The organism is Sphingomonas sp. BL-S-28 (genome assembly GCF_055521515.1).
This window is the reverse complement of the sequence record NZ_CM145484.1, coordinates 682602-703275: the sequence shown is the minus strand read 5'-3', so window position 1 is coordinate 703275 and position 20674 is coordinate 682602. Positions and strand designations below refer to the sequence as shown.

General features: G+C 56.3%; 16 protein-coding genes. 5 read left to right on the top strand and 11 right to left on the bottom strand.

Going from position 1 to position 20674, the window contains the following annotated elements; genetic code table 11:
- Both ACZ1JC_RS12155 and ACZ1JC_RS12150 read right to left on the bottom strand, forming a co-directional pair.
- A complete protein-coding gene (locus ACZ1JC_RS12155; RefSeq protein ID WP_465136619.1) occupies positions 1 to 3150 on the bottom strand; it encodes a glycosyltransferase in 3150 nt (1049 codons plus the stop codon).
- A gap of 16 nt (positions 3151 to 3166) precedes the next feature.
- Entirely contained in the window at positions 3167 to 3736 is a 570-nt protein-coding gene (locus tag ACZ1JC_RS12150) for a DUF4214 domain-containing protein (protein ID WP_465136620.1), read from the bottom strand.
- Between the two features lie 449 nt (positions 3737 to 4185).
- Between ACZ1JC_RS12150 and ACZ1JC_RS12145 the strand changes: the two genes are divergently transcribed.
- Positions 4186 to 5196: a methyltransferase domain-containing protein gene (locus ACZ1JC_RS12145; protein WP_465136621.1), complete on the top strand. Its 1011-nt coding sequence runs from the start codon at positions 4186 to 4188 to the stop codon at positions 5194 to 5196.
- 640 nt (positions 5197 to 5836) lie between these two features.
- Here the strand turns inward: ACZ1JC_RS12145 and ACZ1JC_RS12140 are convergent.
- From ACZ1JC_RS12140 to ACZ1JC_RS12115, 6 genes are all read right to left on the bottom strand, one after another.
- Positions 5837 to 6610: a class I SAM-dependent methyltransferase gene (locus tag ACZ1JC_RS12140; RefSeq protein ID WP_465136622.1), complete on the bottom strand. Its 774-nt coding sequence runs from the start codon at positions 6608 to 6610 to the stop codon at positions 5837 to 5839.
- Positions 6611 to 7087: 477 nt separating this feature from the next.
- Positions 7088 to 8023, bottom strand: a complete 936-nt coding sequence (locus tag ACZ1JC_RS12135; protein WP_465136623.1) for an NAD-dependent epimerase/dehydratase family protein — start codon at positions 8021 to 8023, stop codon at positions 7088 to 7090.
- A complete protein-coding gene (gene gmd, locus ACZ1JC_RS12130) occupies positions 7971 to 9005 on the bottom strand; it encodes a GDP-mannose 4,6-dehydratase (protein WP_465136624.1) in 1035 nt (344 codons plus the stop codon). The genes ACZ1JC_RS12135 and gmd overlap by 53 nt, the downstream gene beginning before the upstream one ends.
- A 41-nt stretch (positions 9006 to 9046) precedes the next feature.
- Positions 9047 to 9709, bottom strand: a complete 663-nt coding sequence (locus tag ACZ1JC_RS12125; protein ID WP_465136625.1) for an ABC transporter ATP-binding protein — start codon at positions 9707 to 9709, stop codon at positions 9047 to 9049.
- A complete protein-coding gene (locus ACZ1JC_RS12120) occupies positions 9706 to 10503 on the bottom strand; it encodes an ABC transporter permease (protein ID WP_465136626.1) in 798 nt (265 codons plus the stop codon). The genes ACZ1JC_RS12125 and ACZ1JC_RS12120 overlap by 4 nt, the downstream gene beginning before the upstream one ends.
- Before the next feature lie 2 nt (positions 10504 to 10505).
- Positions 10506 to 11600 (bottom strand): KpsE/RkpR family capsule polysaccharide export protein, encoded by a 1095-nt coding sequence (locus tag ACZ1JC_RS12115; protein ID WP_465136627.1) that lies wholly within the window; start codon positions 11598 to 11600, stop codon positions 10506 to 10508.
- A gap of 316 nt (positions 11601 to 11916) precedes the next feature.
- Between ACZ1JC_RS12115 and ACZ1JC_RS12110 the strand changes: the two genes are divergently transcribed.
- The gene (locus tag ACZ1JC_RS12110; protein ID WP_465136628.1) at positions 11917 to 13134 is read left to right on the top strand and encodes a polysaccharide biosynthesis/export family protein; all 1218 of its coding nucleotides are present in this window, start codon (positions 11917 to 11919) and stop codon (positions 13132 to 13134) included.
- 14 nt (positions 13135 to 13148) lie between these two features.
- Positions 13149 to 14441 carry a glycosyltransferase family 4 protein gene (locus ACZ1JC_RS12105; protein WP_465136629.1) on the top strand — a complete coding sequence of 431 codons (1293 nt, stop codon included), beginning with the start codon at positions 13149 to 13151 and terminating at the stop codon, positions 14439 to 14441.
- 276 nt (positions 14442 to 14717) lie between these two features.
- Here the strand turns inward: ACZ1JC_RS12105 and ACZ1JC_RS12100 are convergent, their stop codons facing one another.
- The 3 genes from ACZ1JC_RS12100 to traA all read right to left on the bottom strand — a co-directional run bounded on the left by ACZ1JC_RS12100 (position 14718) and on the right by traA (position 19788).
- Positions 14718 to 15797: a mannose-1-phosphate guanylyltransferase/mannose-6-phosphate isomerase gene (locus ACZ1JC_RS12100; protein WP_465138612.1), complete on the bottom strand. Its 1080-nt coding sequence runs from the start codon at positions 15795 to 15797 to the stop codon at positions 14718 to 14720.
- Between the two features lie 459 nt (positions 15798 to 16256).
- On the bottom strand, positions 16257 to 16955 hold the full coding sequence (locus tag ACZ1JC_RS12095; protein ID WP_465136630.1) for a DUF6118 family protein: 699 nt from the start codon (positions 16953 to 16955) through the stop codon (positions 16257 to 16259).
- A 4-nt stretch (positions 16956 to 16959) separates the two neighbouring features.
- Entirely contained in the window at positions 16960 to 19788 is a 2829-nt protein-coding gene (gene traA, locus ACZ1JC_RS12090) for a Ti-type conjugative transfer relaxase TraA (protein WP_465138613.1), read from the bottom strand.
- A gap of 171 nt (positions 19789 to 19959) precedes the next feature.
- Between traA and ACZ1JC_RS12085 the strand changes: the two genes are divergently transcribed.
- Together ACZ1JC_RS12085 and ACZ1JC_RS12080 are read left to right on the top strand one after the other, a co-directional pair.
- Complete coding sequence (locus ACZ1JC_RS12085; RefSeq protein WP_465136631.1) at positions 19960 to 20286, top strand: conjugal transfer protein TraD; 327 nt, start codon at positions 19960 to 19962, stop codon at positions 20284 to 20286.
- Between the two features lie 16 nt (positions 20287 to 20302).
- The gene (locus tag ACZ1JC_RS12080) at positions 20303 to 20548 is read left to right on the top strand and encodes a conjugal transfer protein TraD (RefSeq protein ID WP_465136632.1); all 246 of its coding nucleotides are present in this window, start codon (positions 20303 to 20305) and stop codon (positions 20546 to 20548) included.
- Positions 20549 to 20674: the final 126 nt, after the last annotated feature.

Below are 20674 nucleotides of genomic sequence, written 5' to 3'. Positions count from 1 at the left end.
CTATTTAGAATTCGAGATTTTGTCCGACGCAATCACAGAAACAAGTGAGTCGCCATCGTCTCTTCCAAAATTCCGCAGCTCCCTATTATCCGACGTTACCGTGACCATCTCGGGGATAACTTTGATCTCAAGCGATCGCAGCCGAGGCGGCTTATGGAGATCGGCCCATTTCTCAAGCACCCGGCACCGAGCTTCTGACGAAGTGAGCAGCATATCGAACTGAGCCGCCTCGACCATAAACTTGTGTGCAATCCCCGTGACATCAACATCAACATCTACGGCATCATGTTGGGGCAATTCATCTAGAATAGAGTCTGGGATCACAAATGCGACTTTTACACCGGTTTGCCGCCATGAGAGCAGTAGGCTCCACAGGGCACCATTGCGATGCGTATATGCGTCGATCCCGATATATATATCCCCGGCCATGGGCCGAACGACCTTATCGTTGCGGTCTGATCCAAAAATATCGGTCAGTGAGTCCAGATCAGCAGTATAAAATTCATGATCGTGTTGCCCACTGGCGATTCCTACGACGTCGTAGCGCGCTCCACTCTCCCGCTTCAATCGCTCGATTAAAGCCCGTGCTAACCTCACTTCGCGATCAGACTTTGCATTGAACGTGCGGTTGCCGGGAACGAAGCTGCTCAGATCGACGTAAAGAACACGTGTGTCGCGCGCGCGATCAGGAAAATTCACGGTGATCGAGGCCGCAAGGCTGACCTTATCTTCGGCTGCTAGATCGACGATCTCTCCCCTGAAGCGGCTTCGGTTAATATGGTCGATCAGAGGCTTAATCGCGGTTGCCGGATTGTAGTCACGAATTTTCGTGTATTGTTCTGAGGGCGCGTCACCGCGCAATTCAGCTTTCACCAAATTGAATACCGATTGAACCGAGATATTGTCGAGGCAAAATACGTCGAACTGGCAACTGGCACGATCCGGAAGATGGCAGGGCGAGCACGGTGCATCGACGGTGATCGCCTTGGCATTATTGAAAGCCGGCCCCCATTGCTGAGGCAGCTCATGCCCACTGTAAATACCGATCGTCCGGCACCCAACGAAGCTTGCGAGATGTACGCCGAACGAATTGTTACCGATGCATATCTCGTTGCTCGAGAGCGACGTGAACAGTTCAGGAAACGAGAGGCCACATTGAATATGCACCTTAGGATCGTCCTTGAACGCAAAATCGTTCAATTCGTCACGCCTTCCGGCATAGATGTTGATACTCGAAATCGTAGCGTCTTTGGCCAACTCCCTCACGAGCGCGGCGAAGCGCTCAGACGGCCATTGCCGGGCATCGTTGCCCACAACAGGGAAAATCGCAATCGATCCCGGACGTACGGGTTTCTTCTCTCCCATCGCCGGCAGACGGATGTAATCATTCGAGTCGAACGGAAGGGCATCCACAATGCGTAGCATTTGCTCGCACGTGTGTGTCTCGTCAAACAGGCTGCGAACACCCGAAAAGTCAGGATGAATAGCCAGCGGATTAGTCAGCAAACTATCGGCGTCATCCACGCCTGTTTTGTAACCAAAATACTGACTCGCGTTAAGTCCAAATAGAATAAAACGAGTATCAGACTGGCGCCTAAGGTCGATCGCATAATCGTAATACGGCATTTCAAGCCGCAAGGCCTCAATGGATTCTAGTGCGATGCTGGCGCGAACTGATGATTTGGACTTGAAATAATCCAATGTATAAATCGTGTTGAAAAGCCCGCTCGCTTCGGCGGCTTCGCGGTTCCAGCTTCCGACCAGGACATCCAGCCTCGCGTCCGGATAACGCGCCCGCAGCTTTGCAAGCGCTGGTAGTGCCAGCAAGAAATCGCCGTGATGATCAAGCTTTTGCGCGAGAATCTTCTTCTCGATCGGTCTGAAAATCCCAGTCTTTGTCACTGTGGACATACCTGCCGGATCGATCTTCGGTCGCGGCGCCAAAGCCCGTAGTGCAGTCAACGCTGCATCGGCGCACCGATCCCACGTTAATTCCGCAGCTCGGCGGAGACCGGATTGCCGAAGGCTTGCCTGCAAATCCGGATCTTCAAGGACTTGCGCGATCTTAGCGCCGATGGCTTCGGGGGAATTTGGGTCAAACAACGCTTCGCGATTGTCCACCACCTCGGGCAAGCTGGTTTGATTTGATGCAATGGTTGGTGCGCCACAGGCCATCGCCTCAAGCGCAGGCAACCCAAAGCCTTCGCGCAAAGACGGGAATACGAAAAGATCGCAGCAATTGTAGAGATCGATCAAGTCTTCTTGGGAAACGTAACCCATGATCGTGATCATTTTTCGAGTTGCCGGGTCCTTCGCAAAAGACATGATCCGATCAATTTCGCCCGGGTGCCGTTTCCCGACACAGACGAACTGGTAGCGATCCCGCATCTCTATCGGCAAAGTGGCAAGCGCTTCGACCAGCGACTTCAGATTCTTGTTGAAGTCAAGTCCCCCATTATAAAGGATAAATGACTTTTCAATACCAAGGCGCCTGCGGACTTCCGCACGCGCTATGGGGCTGTAATCCTTAAAAGAATACGCAGGGTCATGTGCGCCAAAGATGTTGACCGTCTGCTCCTTGGGGAAGTTCAGTTCATCGATAGCTTCGCCTTGGCTGCTTTCGGAAATGGCGAGCAACAAATCGCTGCGCTGTACATTGTCGAGGCGATCTCGATACCAATTGCGGTAGCGAGGAACGGTTTTAAAATGCTGATCTGGAAGGATGAGCGGGGTCAGGTCATAGAAGATGCAAGCGACCGGCGCTTCAGCTACAAACTTGTTGACAGTGACGACTGCATCGTCACCCAGACCTTCGAACAGGCTAGATACCAGTACCACATCGGGTTGTAATGATCGAATATAATGCTCGCGCATAATTTCCGCGATTGTTCGACGGTTGCGCAATGGCTGGTCGTAATATTCGATCGAAGCTGGCGCGTACCAAACGCGGATATTCGCCTGCGGCAAGATTCCATTGAACTGATGGCGAAGGGGCTCGATTGTGTCGCTGAGCATGCCATTGAGCAGGAGGATGAACTCGTCGTTCGGCGAACGACGGATCATCGCCTTAACTAACGACAAAGTATAATTTCCAATGCCACGAAACCGGCTACCCGTCTGGGCGCCTTGTAAATCCACCACGATGCGCATGAAAACTCCGGATCGCCTAAACGCTCAGTGCGCCCAAGACTCTACGCCCGATTACAGGCAAATCAAATTCCCGCACTTCTTCGACGTTGCGGGCGCGGAAGACACGTACTGGTTCATCCTGCTGGACATTAGAGCCCACATCGACAGACCGCGCTTCCATCAACGTGTAAACAAGCCCGCGCAAAACTTCTGCGTCGGCGCTAAGCTGGTTGCACGCGGCAAGCACATCTTGACGTCCTCTAGCGACAGCGTTCTCGAGCGCCCGTGCAGTACGCAACCGTGGCGCCATGCCGAACTCGGGATCGTAGCGGCGTAACCACAGGCCGCGCAGTGAACCGCGTCGAGCCCGATAGTCGTCTAACTTTTCTTGGAGGCCAGCTACTTTCGACCAGGCCGGGTTCGCTTCCGAGCCTTTGCTTAGTTGGTCTAAAAGGGATATTTTGGAATAGCCCTTACGAAGGCGCCCCACATAGTAAGCCATGCCCGACGGCTCGGCCTTTCGCTGAAGCATAATTTCATAAGCTTTATTCACAAAAACAGTGTCATGGAAATCAAGCAAGTCAAAAACTGAAATCACCGTCAGCATCCTCTAAATTACCGGATTTCGGCATGACGATATTATTACAAAACTTCTAATAAACCTTCCGGTGAGCACCGCACCTATGTTCTGCATCCAAGCTTGGCGCGCCATTTCCCTAGGAGCATAGATTTCTTTCGGTTAGCATGGCTTGGAACGCGAAATCAACGGCATTTTGGGCGTATTCCGCCATTCCCGACCCCTGCCTCTGGAAATGCATGACGTTTGGATATTTCGCCCATGGGATGGGCAAGCTTGTCCGAATTTGCCAACTGGGCAGACCGCCGGGATCGCGAAATTTGCAACGAACGCCAGCTAAGTACATCGGCACTCACGCGCTTGAAATACATCTATCGGACGGGCTAACCTGGGCCATGTTCGGGAGGTGACGGCGAAGTCGCATTTAGGCTCGCATGCCACCGCGTCCTGAGCGGTCTTGAGGCCCAGGGGATATTTTAATGCTGAGTTTAGAACGCAAGGTAGGGCTGGAGAGCCAGAAGTCCTACAAGGACAAGGTGGAAAGTGGTTTTTTTGACAAATATTTAGCTGGTGAACACATCCTCGATGTCGGCTTCGCCGGTCATGGCGGGGATGGCCAACCCATTGTCCCTCAAGCTATAGGCGTAGACCTCAACTATCCTGGATATGATGGCATTACGCTGCCTTTCGCCGACGAAAGCCAAGATGCCGTATACAGCAGTCACTGCTTCGAGCACATTCAGGACCATGTTGCAGCTCTGCAGGATTGGTTTCGGGTCTTGAAAGTGGGCGGGTTCGCCGTCGTAGTTGTTCCGCACAGAGATCTTTTCGAACGTCGTGAGATTATGCCGTCGAGGTTCAACCAGGACCATAAGCGGTTTTTTACTCCGGCAACGCTGCTGTCCGACATTGAATCGGCATTGCCGGTCAACGGCTACCGCATCCGCCATATGTGCGATAACGACCAAGGTTATGATTATACGCTTATGCCTCACATGGGGCAGCCAGGCTGCTTTGAAATAGAGCTTGTTCTAGAGAAGCTCGCGCCTATTTCATGGACCCCAGACATCGGAACTGCATGCGATTACGCGCCGAGCGAACTATCCTCGACATTTAATATTGGACGCCAATGGGCTCTGGAAACAGATTTTTCTCACGGCGCCGGATGTTGGGTTTTTGGTCCCTACGTGCCGTTGTCAAAAGGACAGTTTATCGCTGAGTTCTATTTGGATGCCGTAGGGCTCGGTTTGGGTGGTCTAGAAGGCCCCATAACCCTGGATATTGGCCGCGATATGGCTTCGACAGATTTCAGAAGGGAGTTGATCGGACAGGAAGGTGGTGATGCGTTGCGATCGGGTCCGATCGAGCTCAAGTTCGCTAACGACACCCACGGGGCGCTCCATGAATTCAGGATTTTTTTGGGAGAAAATCCGCCGTTCAAGGGCACGCTGAAATTAAACGGTGTTCGTATAAAAATGGAGAATTGGTGATAGTGTGACGCCTCTAAATGAGGCCGCCATTCGGCTGTGAACGGTCGATCTCGCATTGCAACCTTAGGGAATGCACCGATCGAGGCATTGAAGTGCGCGAATGAGAGAAGGGCGAAGATCGCATCAATCCTGCGACCTTCTCGGACCGACCGTTTTCGTCTCACGGCAATCGCCATTGAAAACTGATTTAACATGCGGCGCTGGATGTCTATTGTTTGGATCCGAGATGCCGTTCATCCAAATTGAGTTTTCGCGGCGGTCTATTGAAAGCCAATGGGCTCAGGACGAGCGGCTTAGACCATATTATAAACATGGACTGAACTGACACGGTGGACGTACCCGTCGCCCGTGTCAGTTCACCATGCACCCTAAGAGGCAGGTGTATGACAAGTTTTTCCGCAGTGGCCATCGTCGATCAACCCGCCTTGGCGCCACCGCCTTCTCTATTCCCGATGCCGGAATGAGCTCAGGCGGCTGATCCGCATCCGAATGCATTGCACAAAGATCATCAAGCCATGGTTAGGAAAGCCATCCATCGCCACTTACGAAACACGAAACGGCCGAAGGCAAAGAAACGCTGCTCGTTCCTGTCGTGCCATGCAGCCTTTCCACATCGCTCACGAGAACGAAATGGCTGAATTCAGTCGTAAAGAGACAGTTCCGTTGGGGTAATGTCGGGCCGGAGATATTGACCCGCTACATTGCGGTGAGCGTGAAAAACGGCGCGATGATTTTCAGGTACGTACTGAACATCCACGCGGGAAAAACCTAGCACCTCGAGATATTCCACCATGAACGCCGTGTTCGGGCCCCACCAGTTCGAGCCATCGTTGTTGACCTCGCCTCGCGGGTAGAAGATCATGCTTGGACGGTCTTCGTCCATGTTGTCGACCCACGTTTCTACGATCAGTGTTTCCCGCGCCAAATTGGCGACCTCGCGAGTCACCGCCAACGGGTCGAGCAAATGGTAGAAAACGCCGGAGAAGAGCACCACGTCAAATTGTCCAAGTGCAGCCATGTCGAGGCGTGGATGATTGAGATTGCAGGCATATAGCTCTACGGGCTTACCCCATTGCGCTATCACGTGACTGACGGTCGAAAGCGCCTTGAACTCATCCTCGATAATAGGGGTATGATAACGATCCAGCGCAACTACGCGTCCAGCCCCGCGCTTCATGGCCTCAATGGTAAAGCCGCCATTCCATGCGCCGATATCGATGAAGGACTTGCCGGCAAGGTCAAGGCTGTTGAACAAGATTCCAGCCTCTGCGCTCATCAACGCAGCATCCTTGGCGCCGTTCGTATAGGTACCATCGGGAAGTTCGACGCTATGCCACCAGCTAACCGAGTTCCGATCAAAATCAGCAGGAAGATCAATAGGTGCGATCGGAAACGGTTTCGCGGTGTCTTTCATTGCTTTTGCCCCCAAGCGTTGATGGTCGCTTCCGCTATTCGTATAGCCACTCGTGCCGCGAGTCTATTGATCCAGCGCTGCTGCCGCTCTTAAGACTTTGCTCGACCGCTTCGACTCTTTCAGCCGCAATAACATCATGCCAAGCATAGCCGCATTCGGTCAACGACCGTAACAAAACGAAATATATCAGAACAATCCGCGGGCATGCCTAACAGAGCGAGAGACAGATAATCCCGCTCCGCTTCAATCACAGAAGACGAGACAAGCCACGGCTCGCCTTTGAATCATAGAAGAACGCAGTTTCGGGGGATCGGTCAATGGCAGTTCAGTGCGCGAGTTGACTGCGCACTGAGCGAATGGCACCCTCGAAGGAACGAGCTTCATGAGTCAGATCTCCTGAATTTTCATCACTCTTCCCAGCGGTCGCTAATCAACCTTCACCAGGTTTCTCTTTGAAAAAATTTGGCATGAGGCAAGTCATTTTACCAGCCTGCGCAGGCTTTCCTCTAGATCTATTTGCGGCGCCCAATTGGTCATCCGGCGCAACTTACTCGCATCGCCAACGATGATTGAAGCATCGTCTCCTGAATTAACACTGTCAGTGAAAATTACATCGCCAATCGACTTATTGAGCACTTTGGCAACCGCGTGCACGATGTCAGCAATGCTAGTGGCTTTGCCGCTTGCGACGTTGAAAGTAGTGCCCGCTAGTGCATCCACTTCGAGCAGCGTAAAATAAGCTTCAACAATGTCGCTCACGTCGAGGAAATCGCGGACGCTGTCGAGTCCGGACATTACGATGGTGTCGCCATCCGCCGCTGCACGAATCCGACGCACGATCGACGGGATTGCCAAATCCTGCTGCATCCCCGCTCCGATGTGATTAAACGGCCTGGCGATCACCCCCTCTATACCCCTTAAGGAGGATGCCCGAGCAACGGCAGCTTCCGACAAGGCCTTCGCCAAACCATAACGACCGCGGGGATCGACCGGCGCCTCCTCATTTAACGGTCGGCTGCTTGCGGCGTAAACCAAACATGAGCTTACGTGCAAGAGACGCCCTGATCGAAGGTGGTTGCACAGGTTCAACGTCATCTCGACTGAATCCAGAAGGGGGTCGTACGTTGAGAACTTCGACGGAACTGTCTCGCTAGCCAAGTGCAACACATATGGCAGATCGCTCGGCAGCCTAGCTACCGAGGCGCGATCCAGCAGATTCACCCCGCACCAACCAACACCAGAGGGCAGCCACTCAGGTCGCTGACCACGCCCAGTGGCGACAATGTCGAACCTCGCCTGACCCAATTCGATTACGTGACGACCGACGAAACCCGAAGCACCGGTGACGAGAAGGCCTGGCTTATCGGGCAATCCGTGCCTCGAGCTCGTCGAAATTGCGATGATACTTCTCACGTTTGGCTAGCTGAAGGTCGCTTTCGACCATCATCCTAGCAAGCGATGCGACATCATGCGTAGGGCTCCACCCCAGCGCGGCTTGCGTCCTGCTGTAGTCTCCTAACAAGTAGTCAACCTCGGCGGGACGATAGAAGCGTTCGTCGATTTCGACGAACTCCTGCCAGTCAAGTTCCAGAGGTTCGAACGCCAATGCCAAGAACTCGCGGATTGAGATCGCGTGATTAGTCGCCACGACAAAGTCACCCGGACTATCGTGCTGGAGCATTCGCCACATTGCCTCGACGTAGTCGCCCGCAAAGCCCCAGTCGCGCTTGGCATCGAGATTACCGAGAAGCAGTCTGCTCTGAAGACCCAGCTTGATGCGGGCCGCAGCCAGAGTAATTTTGCGCGTGACGAAAGTCTCTCCGCGCCGTGGACTTTCGTGATTGAACAGGATGCCATTGCTGGCAAACATGCCATAACTCTCACGGTAATTCACCGTCTGGTAGTGAGCGTAGACCTTGGCGCAGGCATATGGGCTGCGCGGCTCAAACCGCGTTTCCTCGCTTTGCGGAGGCTTAGCCGAACCGAACATTTCACTCGATCCCGCTTGGTAGAAACGAACGGCACGAGGCGCGTATTGGGTCGAAGCCCGGATCGCCTCGAGCAAACGCAGGACGCCTGTTCCGGTAGCATCGCACGTATATTCGGGTTGGTCGAAACTAACGCGAACATGGCTCTGCGCAGCCAGATTATAAATTTCATCCGGCTGGGTAAGGTCAATCAGTCGACGAAGAGAATTTGCGTCCGACAAATCGCCATAATGTAGCGAAAAGCGGTCTTCGTATTCTTCGCCAAGCAAATGATCGATGCGCCACGTGTTTACTGTGCTCGATCGCCGGATCATGCCATGAACCTGGTACCCCTTTTCCAGAAGGAGCTCAGAAAGATAGCTACCGTCCTGTCCAGTTACACCGGTGATCAGTGCCGTCTTATTCATCAAAAACTCCATGCATTTAAGTACGCTCAATCTAACTATTACTAGCTATGTAAAAGTAAATTCTGACTGTGCGCGTGATAGGCCTGATCAAAATCATCATAGAAGATCAAATTTCCGTCATTTAGAACGGCAAACCTTTGGCAATGCTGCCGGACGTAATTGACGTCATGTGAAATGATTAGCATAGCGCGATCGCCGCGCTTTTGAAAAAGCTCCGTCTCGCATCTTTCGTGAAAACGGGCATCACCGACCGCCGTTATTTCATCGATCAGATAGCAATCGAATTCAATAATCATCGAAATGGCGAATGCGAGACGAGCTCTCATGCCTTGTGAATAAGAGCGTACTGGCTCCCGAAGGTAGATACCCAGTTCGGTGAAGTCCGCAACGAAATCTATATTCCGGCGATAGTCCTGTCGATAGATGCGGCTAATGAAGCGAATATTGTCGAGGCCCGTGAGAGTGCCTTGAAACGCCCCACCAAAAGCAAGTGGCCATGAGACCGACATCTCTTGCGTTATAATGCCGGACGTTGGACGCTCCGCTCCACTGACAAGCCGGATCAGCGTCGATTTGCCAGCGCCATTGCGACCGAGAATGCCCAACTTCTCGCCCCGCGCGAGCGAGAAGGAGATATCATTAAGCACCACTCGATCGCCTGACCGCGTGGGATATACTTTGTGAACATGTTCAACGTTGATCATTCAGGTGTGATCTCGCGATTGACGGCCGCCGCCTGGGTCAGCGCTAATAGGCTCAACGCGACGCAACAGCTCAGCATGTAAACGAAATCGTAGTGAACCTTGACCTGGTCTCCAAAAAACCCTTCGCGGACCATTTCGACGCCGTTCACCATCGGCACATAGAGAATGTAGCGCTGCGCCGATTGGGGCAACGCGTCAACCATGAAGGCCGCGCCGGAAAGGGGGAACGCTAGATATGATATCGGATGCCATAGGCGTTCGATGACCTCATGCTTCTCCGCTAGACAGCCGAGCAACATAGCAAGGCTGGCGCCGAACCAGGCAATCATCACCCAACCTTTGACCACAGTAAGTACGTCCACCGGTGGCTCAAGCCAGCCAATATAAATGTAGAATAGGCTAAGTGACACCAGGGAAATGGAAGCACCGCCGGCCTCAAGCAGGAGTCGAGCCAAGAAGACATCTATCACGCGCACATTTCGGTGATACATTAATGACAGATTTGGCTGGATTGCCCCGATGCACCGCGCTGGCATATTGCGCCACAAGAGGACACTTGAATATCCAGTAAGTGCAAACGCCACGATCGGGAGATTCGAGCCGTGAACCGACTTTGTCAGAGTCCACAGAAGTGTCACACCGGTCGTGAAGAGCATTGGCTCGACAAATAACCAAAGAAAACCAATATTATGACGGCCGTAGCGAGTCAGGATTTCACGCATAAGCAATGCATGTATGACTCGCCCCTGAATTTCAGCGCTTTGGCGCATCATGCTGAATGGTGAGGATTTCATCACTAATCCCGATGCTCAAGCATTCCCGCAAGCAACATGCTGATGATGCCCCACGCCGCAAGTCCCAAGATGAACGTCGAGAAGATGCCGCGGAGTCGGCGCGGCTCAAGCGCATCGTCAGGTTCGTTTGGCTGGACAATCCGTTCGACATAGGCTTGCTTCCGACGAGCCTCATTGCGAGCGTCCTCAAGGGAGGCCATTGAACTGGCGAGTTGCTTATCGGCGAACTGGCTCTCCAGCCATAGACGTTGGTAACGAGCTGCCCGGGTAGAAAGTGATTTGCTGCCTCCAGCAACAACTCCAAGTTGCTCATTTATCTCCGAGGCGATGCCATCGGCACGCGTCTGCAGGACATCGACTTGAGGGTTTTGGGGCGCGAATGCTCGGAGTTCACGCAACTGCGTACGAGTGGCAATCAATTCGTCTTGAAGTTTGGAGACCATCTGGATCTGAACCGTGGCCTGCTTCTCCGGGTCAAGGACCCCTGCCTCGTTACGGTAAGCCGAAAGCGCTAGCGCTGCAGTTTGCGACTTGCTCTTCGCATCGGCGACCTCACGTTCCGCAAAATGGATTAAGTCCTGCCGCCCGCGTTCATTGAGCTTATTGACTGTCGCTTCAGCCATTTCCAGCAATTGCTCGTTGAAGCGCTGCGCGTCCTGGGGTGTGTAGGCTCGAACAGTCAGCGTGACAATCGACGAAGTTGTGTCCTGCTGGACCTCTACTTTGTTCCCATAATACTTGTACAGATCCTCGAAGGTATTCCGTATCCCAGCGGGCGCAAAACGATCGAAGAACGAAACAGACGGGGCTGTGTACGCGCGCACGAAGGCGCCCTTCCGGTTCAGCGCCTGGAGCGCATCACGGGAAAGAACAAAATCGTGTGCTGCGTAAATTTCGTCCCCGGCGTTTGCGAAACCGGTACTCTTAAGCAGGACGCCTAAACCAGTGGTCGCCGGCTTATCCGGACTGCGGACGATAAATCTAGATTCGGAAATATAAACATCGGAAGCAAAAATTCCGAAATACAGCACAGCCAATAAAGTTGGAATGACAACCGTAACCAAAAGCAAGGGTCGAAATTTCTTTATGTCAGTCATAAACTATTTCTTTATTCCGCATTTTTGGCCAAGGATGCCAGGTACTATATGCACGATTCGCACTTTCTATTTAGGCAAGCGCATACACATGCATAATACCTCAACCCGCATCAGGATGCCGCGCCAACTGTGAGCAAGTGCAAGCGCAAGCCACCTAGCCTCCAGAATTATTCCCGTCCAGTGTGGACAGTTCCGCAAGCCTAGCGATATGCCCCCATGTCATCGGAAGCTGCCTTGATCCGCGCTTGCGCTTGCGGCATAGGTCCGAGCCCGCTCGCCGGCTTACTACAAAGTTTGCAAAAATTGGGCAGAAGTCATGATTAACGTATCCACCATTTCGGGCCGCCTCATGGCTACTGCAGGTTTTGCCCTGTCCCTTTCCGCCTGTGCGGTCGTGCCGGCTTCCGGACCATCAACGCGCAGCGTTAGCCGAGCAACCGACCAATCAATCGCTGGGTCTGACATCAAGGTGATCGACGTCACAGATGCCGTCGCACGCGATATTTTGGCCAGCAACCGGCAAGCACTGTTCTCTGAAAGCCTTGGCGAGGGCAGACCAACGGGCTCAGTAGTCGGTAAGGGAGATGTGCTTGACGTCGCGATTTGGGAAGCCCCGCCGGCCGCACTATTCGGCGTAGCGGGAGGAGGGGCGCAAATTGCCTCGCAACCGTCTTCGCAATCGTCTTCGCAATCGTCTTCCGGTACGATTTCCCGCGGAACCACGCTGCCGGAACAGATGGTGGATAGTGACGGCCAAATTGTGGTGCCGTTTGTGGGACGAATTCAGGCGGCAGGACGGACTCCGCAGCAAATCGCTAAGGACATTGCGGCTCGGCTGGTTGGAAAGGCCCACCAACCCCAAGCTATTGTTCGCTTGGTTCGGAACGCCGCAGCCAATGTAACCGTCGTAGGGGATGTCGCTGTCAGCGCACGAATCCCGCTCTCGGCGCGGGGGGAGCGGGTTCTCGATGTCCTTGCCGCCGCGGGCGGCGTGAAGCAACCTGTGGGTAAGATGACCATCCAAATCACCCGCGACACGAAAGTGGCATCATTACCACTGGAAACGGTGATCCGCGACCCCCGGCAGAACGTCCGCCTGGAACCTGACGATGTCATGACAGTGCTGTTCCAACCCTTCAGTTTCACAGCCCTTGGCGCTGTCGGCAGAAATGAAGAACTGCCGTTCGAGGCCACCGGGCTGACTCTTGCACAGGCTATGGGCCGGGTCGCAGGTCTCCAAGACTCTCGCGCTGACGTGAAGGGCGTGTTCATTTTCCGATTGGAGGATCCTGCAGCTCTTTCTCCTGCAGATCGCGCAACGGCAAAGCTCACCCCGGACGGCAAGGTGCCGGTGATCTATCGTATTGATATGAAGGCACCTTCAACCTTTTTTATCGCGCAGAGCTTTCCAATCCGCAATAAGGATGTGCTTTACGTTTCCAATGCGCCGTTGGCTGATTTCCAGAAATTCCTGAATGCAGTCTTCTCGACCGTCCTACCCGTAGCGACGACCGCTGCCGTAATCGCGCAGTAAGCGCGGAGTTCAACATGAGCGGTATCGCCTTGCGTCCATTTATCGATCTGTTGCCGTATCGGATCGATCAGGCGCTGTCAGGCCGCGGAATTCGCGCTTGGCGCGTCCAGCGGCAACGTGGTCGACCCATTCGTGCAAAGCTGAATGCCGGCGAGACACCAAAGGTGCCTCGCCGGCTTTACATAGACTTGGCTGTAATCAGCAAGGACGATGCAGGAACCGGTATCCAGCGCGTGGTGCGTGCACTGGCATTGGCATTAATCGAGCAGGCGTCGGACGAATGGGACGTGCAGTTCGTTTCAGCGTTCCGCCGAACCGCATACCATATCATATCTTGGCCGGAAGCTATTGCACAAAAGAGCGGAGAGATCACAGCTCGGCCCGGCGACGTCTTTCTGGGATTAGACTTCTCGCTTGACGCCGTGCGAAGGCACCGCCGGCAACTTGCTCGCTTCCGTCAGGACGGAGGCGCATTGTGGTTCTTAATCCACGATCTCTTGCCGGTACAACGACCAGAATGGTTTTCTGCGAACAACGTGATCCGCTTCAAGGCTTGGCTTGAGGTTATCGCCGGAATTGCCGATGGCTTCCTGTGCGTTTCACAACAGACGAAGCAAGAGCTTGAATGCACGCTAAAGGCAGGATTCAACTTGCCTGGAGTATATCGAACACTCGTTGTGCCGATGGGCCACAATATAAGGGAATCTATCGCTTATGGGGAAAGCGAAGATACTCCAGAGCCCGCGCGCTTCGACATGACGCATACCTACACCCTGATGGTTGGGACGCTCGAACCACGAAAAGGTCATTCTGATATTCTCGCGGCGTTCAGCGAATTGTGGCGACAGGGAAGTGAAGAGCGTCTGGTTCTGGTGGGGCGAATGGGCTGGCACGTGGCTGACCTGCGCACGCGCATCCTTGGCCATGCCGAATTTGGTGGTAAGCTTCTGTGGTTCGACGATGTCGGAGACAGCGAATTGGAGCGAATTTACCAGGCTTGCCAAGGGATGATCATCGCCTCGCACGCGGAAGGCTTTGGTTTGCCGCTAATCGAGGCACTTGGCCATCGGAAGCCCGTGCTGGCGCGCGACTTGCCGATCTTCCATCAACACAAGGACCTTGGCGTCCGCTATTTCCCCGCTGATGCCAAACCGGAACAACTTGCCGAATGCATAGGGACTTGGATCAGCGATGTCCAAACAGGACGGATCGTCGTGACGCCGCCGAGTACCGACTGGAAAGAATCAGCAAGAGCCATTTTATCGACGCTTGGGGAGGCAAATGCATCACCAGAATCAGCGAGTTGAGCGAAATTCTGCATTTAGTCATACACAGAGGCACCCGAATTGTTTATTATGGACGGCCTCAAGCTTTTTTCTAAGTGACTAGGGTTCTGCGCGATTTTGAGGGCCGGGGCCAATTCTAGCGATACGTTTTTCCAGGCAGAGGGAAACGCCATTGCCGGCGCATGCGCCTCGAAATCAAAGCTCCCACATTTCAGCGGCTTCGTCGAACTTTCGGATGGACCGCTTTGGCGACAGAACGATCGTTTGCGATCCTCGACTATCGAAGTCAGTGGAGGCTCATTCCGAAAGCTGCAGATCCCTGTTCTTAAGCGCTTCTGTCACAGAGCGGACTTTCTGAGATTCTCCTCGGCGCATAATCATAACCTCACCCTGCGAGACGACCACAATCAAATCGTCGATATCAACCAGCGTAACGCGCGGGCCGTCCGTATGTACGAGACAGTTGGACGCGCCAAGCGCGAGGGCCTTTCCGCGAACCGCATTGCCGTCGGCATCCTTGTCACTGACAGCATGCAGTGAATCCCAACTGCCGACGTCCGACCAGCCCATGTCTACAGGCACGCAAGCAACCCGGTCTTCATGCTCCATAATAGCATAGTCTACCGATTCCGAAGGGCAGTCCCCAAAGGCCCGGACATCAGGGGAGACGCGCTTACCGTTCCGCTCCGCTCCCGCCAACGAAGCGCGGACGGCGTTCAGCATTTCGGGCTGATGCCTGGCGAGCGCCCCCAGATAGGTGTCAGCACGGAACAGGAAGATGCCGGCGTTCCAGGCGTGGTTTCCCTCCGCGAGCATTTCAGCAGCGCGGGCAGCATCAGGCTTCTCGACGAAGCGGGCGACCTTATGCACCAGATCGGCGCAAGTCGCGCCCATCTTGATGTAGCCGTATCCTGTTTCGGCGCTGTCCGGCGTGATGCCGAACGTAACGAGCCAGCCTTCGGCCACCAGCGGCAGCGCGCGAGTGATCGCAGCGTGGAAGGCGGTGAGGTCGGCAATAATATGGTCGCTCGGCATAACCAGCAGCGCATCGCCGGGATCCGCTTCCAGCGCAGCTAAGGCGATGGCGGGCGCCGTATTGCGGCCAACGGGCTCCAACACTAAAAGATAGTCTTCGACGGCGGAGGCGCCGAGTTGCCCGTCTATGATGTCGGCATGCGCGGCATTAGCGACTAGTATCGGCCGCTTTACAGCTCCGCAGGTGTAACTGGCGGTGCGTCCTACGGTCAGTTGGAGCATGGTTTCCTTTGCCGTCAGCGGAAGCAACTGCTTAGGGCGTTCAGGCCTCGATACGGGCCAGAGTCGAGTACCGGATCCGCCGGACAGAACGACAGGAACGATCGTCGTGGAGCTGTTCATCATAACTCGCGTTTGAAGAGGTGCGAAGGCCTTAATTAAACCTGTTCGCCCATGCAAAATTTTCTAAGGGCTTTGTCCAATAGGTGGCATGATTATCCAGAGATTCCCACAAGCTCATTGATTCGATTTGTGCAAGCGCCATTTCGCGCGGCGGCGATCATAAAGTTGAATGGTTCCAGCCGAGCGCCGGTTCAACAAGGTGGCGGGGTATGCGGCGCGATGCGTGCTATGTTCGGATGGTTCCCCTTCAGCACATGATGGCAGGGACGTTGTAACGCTAATCGACGGTTTTCATGGTTATCCGAAGTCTGGCCTAAGGGTTTTTTGAGAACAGATTTGGAACGTCCCTGGCACCCTTTGCTTCCGTGAGGAATGGGGTAGTAGTTCGTAACCCGTCGCATCCAGTAACTCTGCCACGTCAGAAAATTGGCCGATTGAGCCAAATCGACTCAGCTTCAGTTATTGCGACGCGTGACGACGACGGCCCTGCAACGGACTGCGTTTTTTGCAATCCGCCTTTCCGTCAGCAGACTTTCCGGTTTCTGTGCTGGGGCCCTCAACCCACCCGATGGCTGCGTTCACCTTCTGCCACCTCTCAAGGTCGGCCACCTCTAAAAGCCGCTCACCGGCGGCCCATTTATCGCGCCCCAAGATCGCCGCCGCCCGATCTTCCGGCCAATGCCACCTCACGGGCCCCATCCAGGGAATGGTGTCCCGACCTACGCCTCCCAGGAAGAGCCCAACTACGAGCATTACACCAGCAACGACAGTGTCCCGCTTTTTCTGCTTCTGCCCTGCGCGCGCCTTAGTGGCGACGCTGTCGATAGACGTAACGGCGACGCAAAGATCGCGCCTTGCCCGCTCCCACGCCTGCTGATCGGCCAGACGCCCCTCCCTGCCTGCCTCCTTGATTTGCCCGGCGATCTTGTCGGGCGTCAGGGCCATGGCGGGATGATGGTTGAGCTTCTCGACTACGCCGCGCACGGCCTCGAAGCGCTCTTCGATCTTCGCCAGTTCGGGACTGTAATCGCGGGCATGCATCTCCTGAAATTTGATGGCGAGGCCGTCGATGGCGGCGGTAAGTCCTGCCAGGCGATGGCCCATGGCCTCGAACGCAGCGGCAGGATCAAGCTCGTGGGGGGTGTGGATTTCGCTCATCCGATCAGCTTATCCCAAGCCCACGGTCGCGCGAGCGGTCGAGCCATTCCCGGATCTGGTGCGACACCGTTTCTTTCCCGGATGGTTTCAACCCCAGTTCGCGAGCCCTGTTTCGGAGCCGCGACTCGAGTTCGGGGTCGCGGTGGAGGCTCTTGGCGAGCTGATCGATTCGCGCTTCCACCCGCTCCTCGCCGAGTTCGTCGCCGATCTTCCGCATGCGCATAAGTAGCCGTGTTTGGGTCTGGAACTCGTTGACGAACCGGTCGGCACGCAAGTCGCCGTCAATCCGAATTTCTCGCTCGGCCATCATCGCCTGGATCGCGCGCTTGGTCTGGCCCTTGCCCGCCTCATCGGCGAGATCGGGGTCCTTGCGGATCGCCGCATGGAGATCACGCGCGCCATGGTCGCGCACCTGGTCGAGATCGCTCGCCGCCCGCTCCATCGCCTGGTTCTGTATGCCGATGGGATTGAGCCCCATCGCCTGCATGCGCAGGATATCCTGCGCTGCGCGCCCATAGCGCTGCACCGCCACCTCGAGCGGCTTCGGCGGCGCGGCAATTGTCGGTGCCTTGAGCCTGAGCCCGGCAAAGGGATCGCGCTTGATGACGACCTCAGCTTGCGGCTCGCGCTTCAATTCGAAGGCAGGACCATAATCGGATGCCATATCCTTCGAACGATCCCGGCTCAGCGCCCGCACCAGCTTGGAGCGGTCGGCAAAGTCATCTTTCCCATAGTGGAGATCGACCTGGGCGCGGTGGCGTGACAGCGCCACATAGGCACCGTGCCGATCGAGCCCCGGCGTCGCGAGCACCTGCACCCGGTCCACCGTCATGCCCTGCGCCTTGTGGATCGTTGCGGCATAGCCGTGATCCACATCGGCATAGTCTTTGAGGTCGAAGGCCACAGAGCGGCCATCATCGAGCATGACCGCCATGCTGAAGGGCGAAACGCTGCGCAGGGTGCCGAGCGATCCGTTCTTAACCCCCATGCTGCGCTCGTTGCGGAAGAACATGACGCGGTCGCCCACGGCAAAGGCGCGCTCACCCCGCTCGACCTTGAGCGCCACATCCTCACCCAGTTCTCTCGCCTCGCGCATCTTTCCGCGCGCCGCCGTATTCAACTCGCCCACTTCGTCATTGGTGTGGGTGAGGATAATCCGGCTGACCTGAGGATCGAGCTGCCGATCGCGATCCCACTGCCCGACCAGCGCCTCCCGCGCGGCTTCACGGGTCGGCGCGACATGGACATGCCCGGCTTCCTCATAGGCTAGCACCGCCTCGCCGGTCCGCCCGGTGGCCAAATCGCGTGTGGCCTCCCGCTGCCACTCCTCGCTCTGCCGGCGCACCTGCATGATCTCGACGCTGCCATGGCGCTCGGCAATGCTGCGAAACGCGGCACCGGCCTCGATCGCCTGCAACTGCTCGGGATCGCCGACCAGCACGACCTTGGCGCCGCGCTTCTCGGCCTCGGAAAGCACCCGCTCCATCTGCCGGGTGCCGACCATCCCGGCCTCGTCGATGACGAGTACCGAGCGGTCGGTCAGCAGCTCGCGATCCTGCGCCCATTGCCGCTCCATGCTGGCGATCGTGCGGCTTGCAATCCCCGAGCCGCTTTCCAGGTTTTCGGCGGCGATCCCGGACAGCGCCGCACCGCGCACTTCGTAACCCGCCGAGTGCCAGGCATCATGGGCAACGCCGAGCATCGCGCTCTTGCCGGTGCCGGCATAGCCGATCACCGAAGAGAGGCCCCTGCTATTGGTCACATGCTCCAACGCGCCGCGCTGCTCCCCCGAGAGAAAAAGGCTCCTCGCCTCGGCCCGCGCCAATGCCTTTTCCTGCATGGCCCGACTGACGCCATGCCGCCGCTCCGCATCGAGCTTGGCGGTGGCTTTCTCAAGCCGCTTCTCGGTCTCGATCATCGAGCGCGAGGTGAAGCGGTCCTCGCTGCGCCCATCCTTGCCCAGTGCGATCAACTCGGGCGAGGATCTTACCGCCCCCAAGACCTGATCGAACTGCTCCTTGCCGTCGCTGTGCCGGTGCACGAACTTGGCGAGGTCGCGGGTGGTGAAGGTCGCCTGTTGGCGGGTGATGGCATCGAGCGCGATTCCTGGATTGGCGAGGATCTTCTCGCCGTTGGCGCGGGCAATCGCGTGATGCTCCTCGAGCCGCTCGCTCTCCAGCCCCTGTCCCGCCATCCGCGAGGCAGCGGGACCGATCTTGTGCTGCGGCTCCAGCTCGATGCCCTGGGCTTCCAGCGAGCGGTGATCGATCCGCGCATCGATATCGAGTTCGGCCAATCGCTGGTTGACGTGGGTCGCCCAGGCCTCGCGCCAATGGGTGAGCAGTTCAGTCCGGTTCCAGTCGCGCACCTTGGGACCGAAACCTTGCTCGGTCACTTCGCGCATGCCGAGCATCACATGGGCATGCGGCTTGGGCTGTCCGTCCTCGCCGATATCCCAATGTACATTGAGATCGGCGACCATGCCGCGTGCCACGAATTCACGGCTTACGAAATCGCGCGCCAAGCGAATGCCTTCGGCCTGATCGAGCTCGCGGGGAATGGCGAACTCGGCCTCACGGCAGAGCTGCGCGTCCTTGCGCTTCTCGGCCGCCTCGACATCGTTCCACAGGCGCTCTCGGTTGTGCCACTCCTCGGGCGCGTTCTCGGGGAGCAGGATCTCCGAGTGGACGACACCGGCCTTGTTCGAAAAGTCGTGATCGCGCCCCAGCCGCTCATCGTGCAGCCGCGAGGCGGAGCGATAGGCGGCGGCGGCCACCGCCGAGGAGCCGGTAGCGCGCGAAATGACTTTGGCCGAGAAGTGGTAGATCGCCATGACGGCCATCCATTTACACTTCAAGCAGCACGTCGGCACGACGTATAAGCGCGCCCTCGAACGATTTCATCGCACTCGGGAACGCGAACTCCCAGAACATTTCACGCTATTGTTCGGCGCTGAGACTCCCGATAGCTGAACCGTCCGCCTCGATCAAAGAAAGGACGGACGATGCGCAAACCGCGTGACTATGACGCCGAACTCAAAGTGCTTACCGACAAGGCGCGGCAACTTAAAACGCGCAAGACCAGCCAGCTCGGAGAACTGGTGAACGCGACAGGAGCCGATGCCCTTTCCGCCGAGATGCTGGCGGGTGCCCTGCTTGATGCTGCGACCACGACGGACGCGGCCAGAAGGGAGGCGTGGCAGGGGCGCGGCGCCGCGTTCTTTTCAGGGAACGGCAAAGGGGCTCGCGCAGGAACTGGCAGCGAGCCGCGCAGCGCTGCGGCGGAGCCAGGCAGCGCGCAATTGCCACTTGGCGAGCCGGGCGCGGCATGATGCCCGCGCGTGGCAAGTGAAGCGGCGCGAACGCACCCGCCAGCTCATTGAGCTCGGCGGGCTCGTCGTCAAAGCCGAACTGGTCGAGCTGACCGGGGATGACCGCGCGGTGATCCTCGGTCTGCTCGTCGAGGCGGCGGCCAGATTGCGCGGCGAAGATCGCGAGCAGGCGCTGACGCTGTGGCGGCGGCGCGGCGTGCGGGCCTTCGCCGACGATGCTGCCGCCGAAGACGAACGGCGAAACCGTTCGATTGAGGGCTGAGCGGGCGGCGCTCACCCTCGTTTTGCACGGCCTTGGCGTAAGGATTCCCGTCTGTTATCCTGCCAAGGCGCTGCGCAAAGGGCAGCGCCGGGACTGGTAATCCCGTCAGTAAATCCAGCTCGGAAA

Bases quoted from the DNA above. Each gene is read 5' to 3' on its own strand.
- ACZ1JC_RS12155 (WP_465136619.1), bottom strand. From the start codon at position 3,150: ATGCGCATCGTGGTGGATTTACAAGGCGCCCAGACGGGTAGCCGGTTT.
- ACZ1JC_RS12150 (WP_465136620.1), bottom strand. From the start codon at position 3,736: ATGCTGACGGTGATTTCAGTTTTTGACTTGCTTGATTTCCATGACACT.
- ACZ1JC_RS12145 (WP_465136621.1), top strand. From the start codon at position 4,186: ATGCTGAGTTTAGAACGCAAGGTAGGGCTGGAGAGCCAGAAGTCCTAC.
- ACZ1JC_RS12140 (WP_465136622.1), bottom strand. From the start codon at position 6,610: ATGAAAGACACCGCGAAACCGTTTCCGATCGCACCTATTGATCTTCCT.
- gmd (WP_465136624.1), bottom strand. From the start codon at position 9,005: ATGAATAAGACGGCACTGATCACCGGTGTAACTGGACAGGACGGTAGC.
- ACZ1JC_RS12125 (WP_465136625.1), bottom strand. From the start codon at position 9,709: ATGATCAACGTTGAACATGTTCACAAAGTATATCCCACGCGGTCAGGC.
- ACZ1JC_RS12120 (WP_465136626.1), bottom strand. From the start codon at position 10,503: ATGAAATCCTCACCATTCAGCATGATGCGCCAAAGCGCTGAAATTCAG.
- ACZ1JC_RS12115 (WP_465136627.1), bottom strand. From the start codon at position 11,600: ATGACTGACATAAAGAAATTTCGACCCTTGCTTTTGGTTACGGTTGTC.
- ACZ1JC_RS12110 (WP_465136628.1), top strand. From the start codon at position 11,917: ATGATTAACGTATCCACCATTTCGGGCCGCCTCATGGCTACTGCAGGT.
- ACZ1JC_RS12105 (WP_465136629.1), top strand. From the start codon at position 13,149: ATGAGCGGTATCGCCTTGCGTCCATTTATCGATCTGTTGCCGTATCGG.
- ACZ1JC_RS12100 (WP_465138612.1), bottom strand. From the start codon at position 15,797: ATGAACAGCTCCACGACGATCGTTCCTGTCGTTCTGTCCGGCGGATCC.
- ACZ1JC_RS12095 (WP_465136630.1), bottom strand. From the start codon at position 16,955: ATGAGCGAAATCCACACCCCCCACGAGCTTGATCCTGCCGCTGCGTTC.
- traA (WP_465138613.1), bottom strand. From the start codon at position 19,788: ATGGCGATCTACCACTTCTCGGCCAAAGTCATTTCGCGCGCTACCGGC.
- ACZ1JC_RS12085 (WP_465136631.1), top strand. From the start codon at position 19,960: ATGCGCAAACCGCGTGACTATGACGCCGAACTCAAAGTGCTTACCGAC.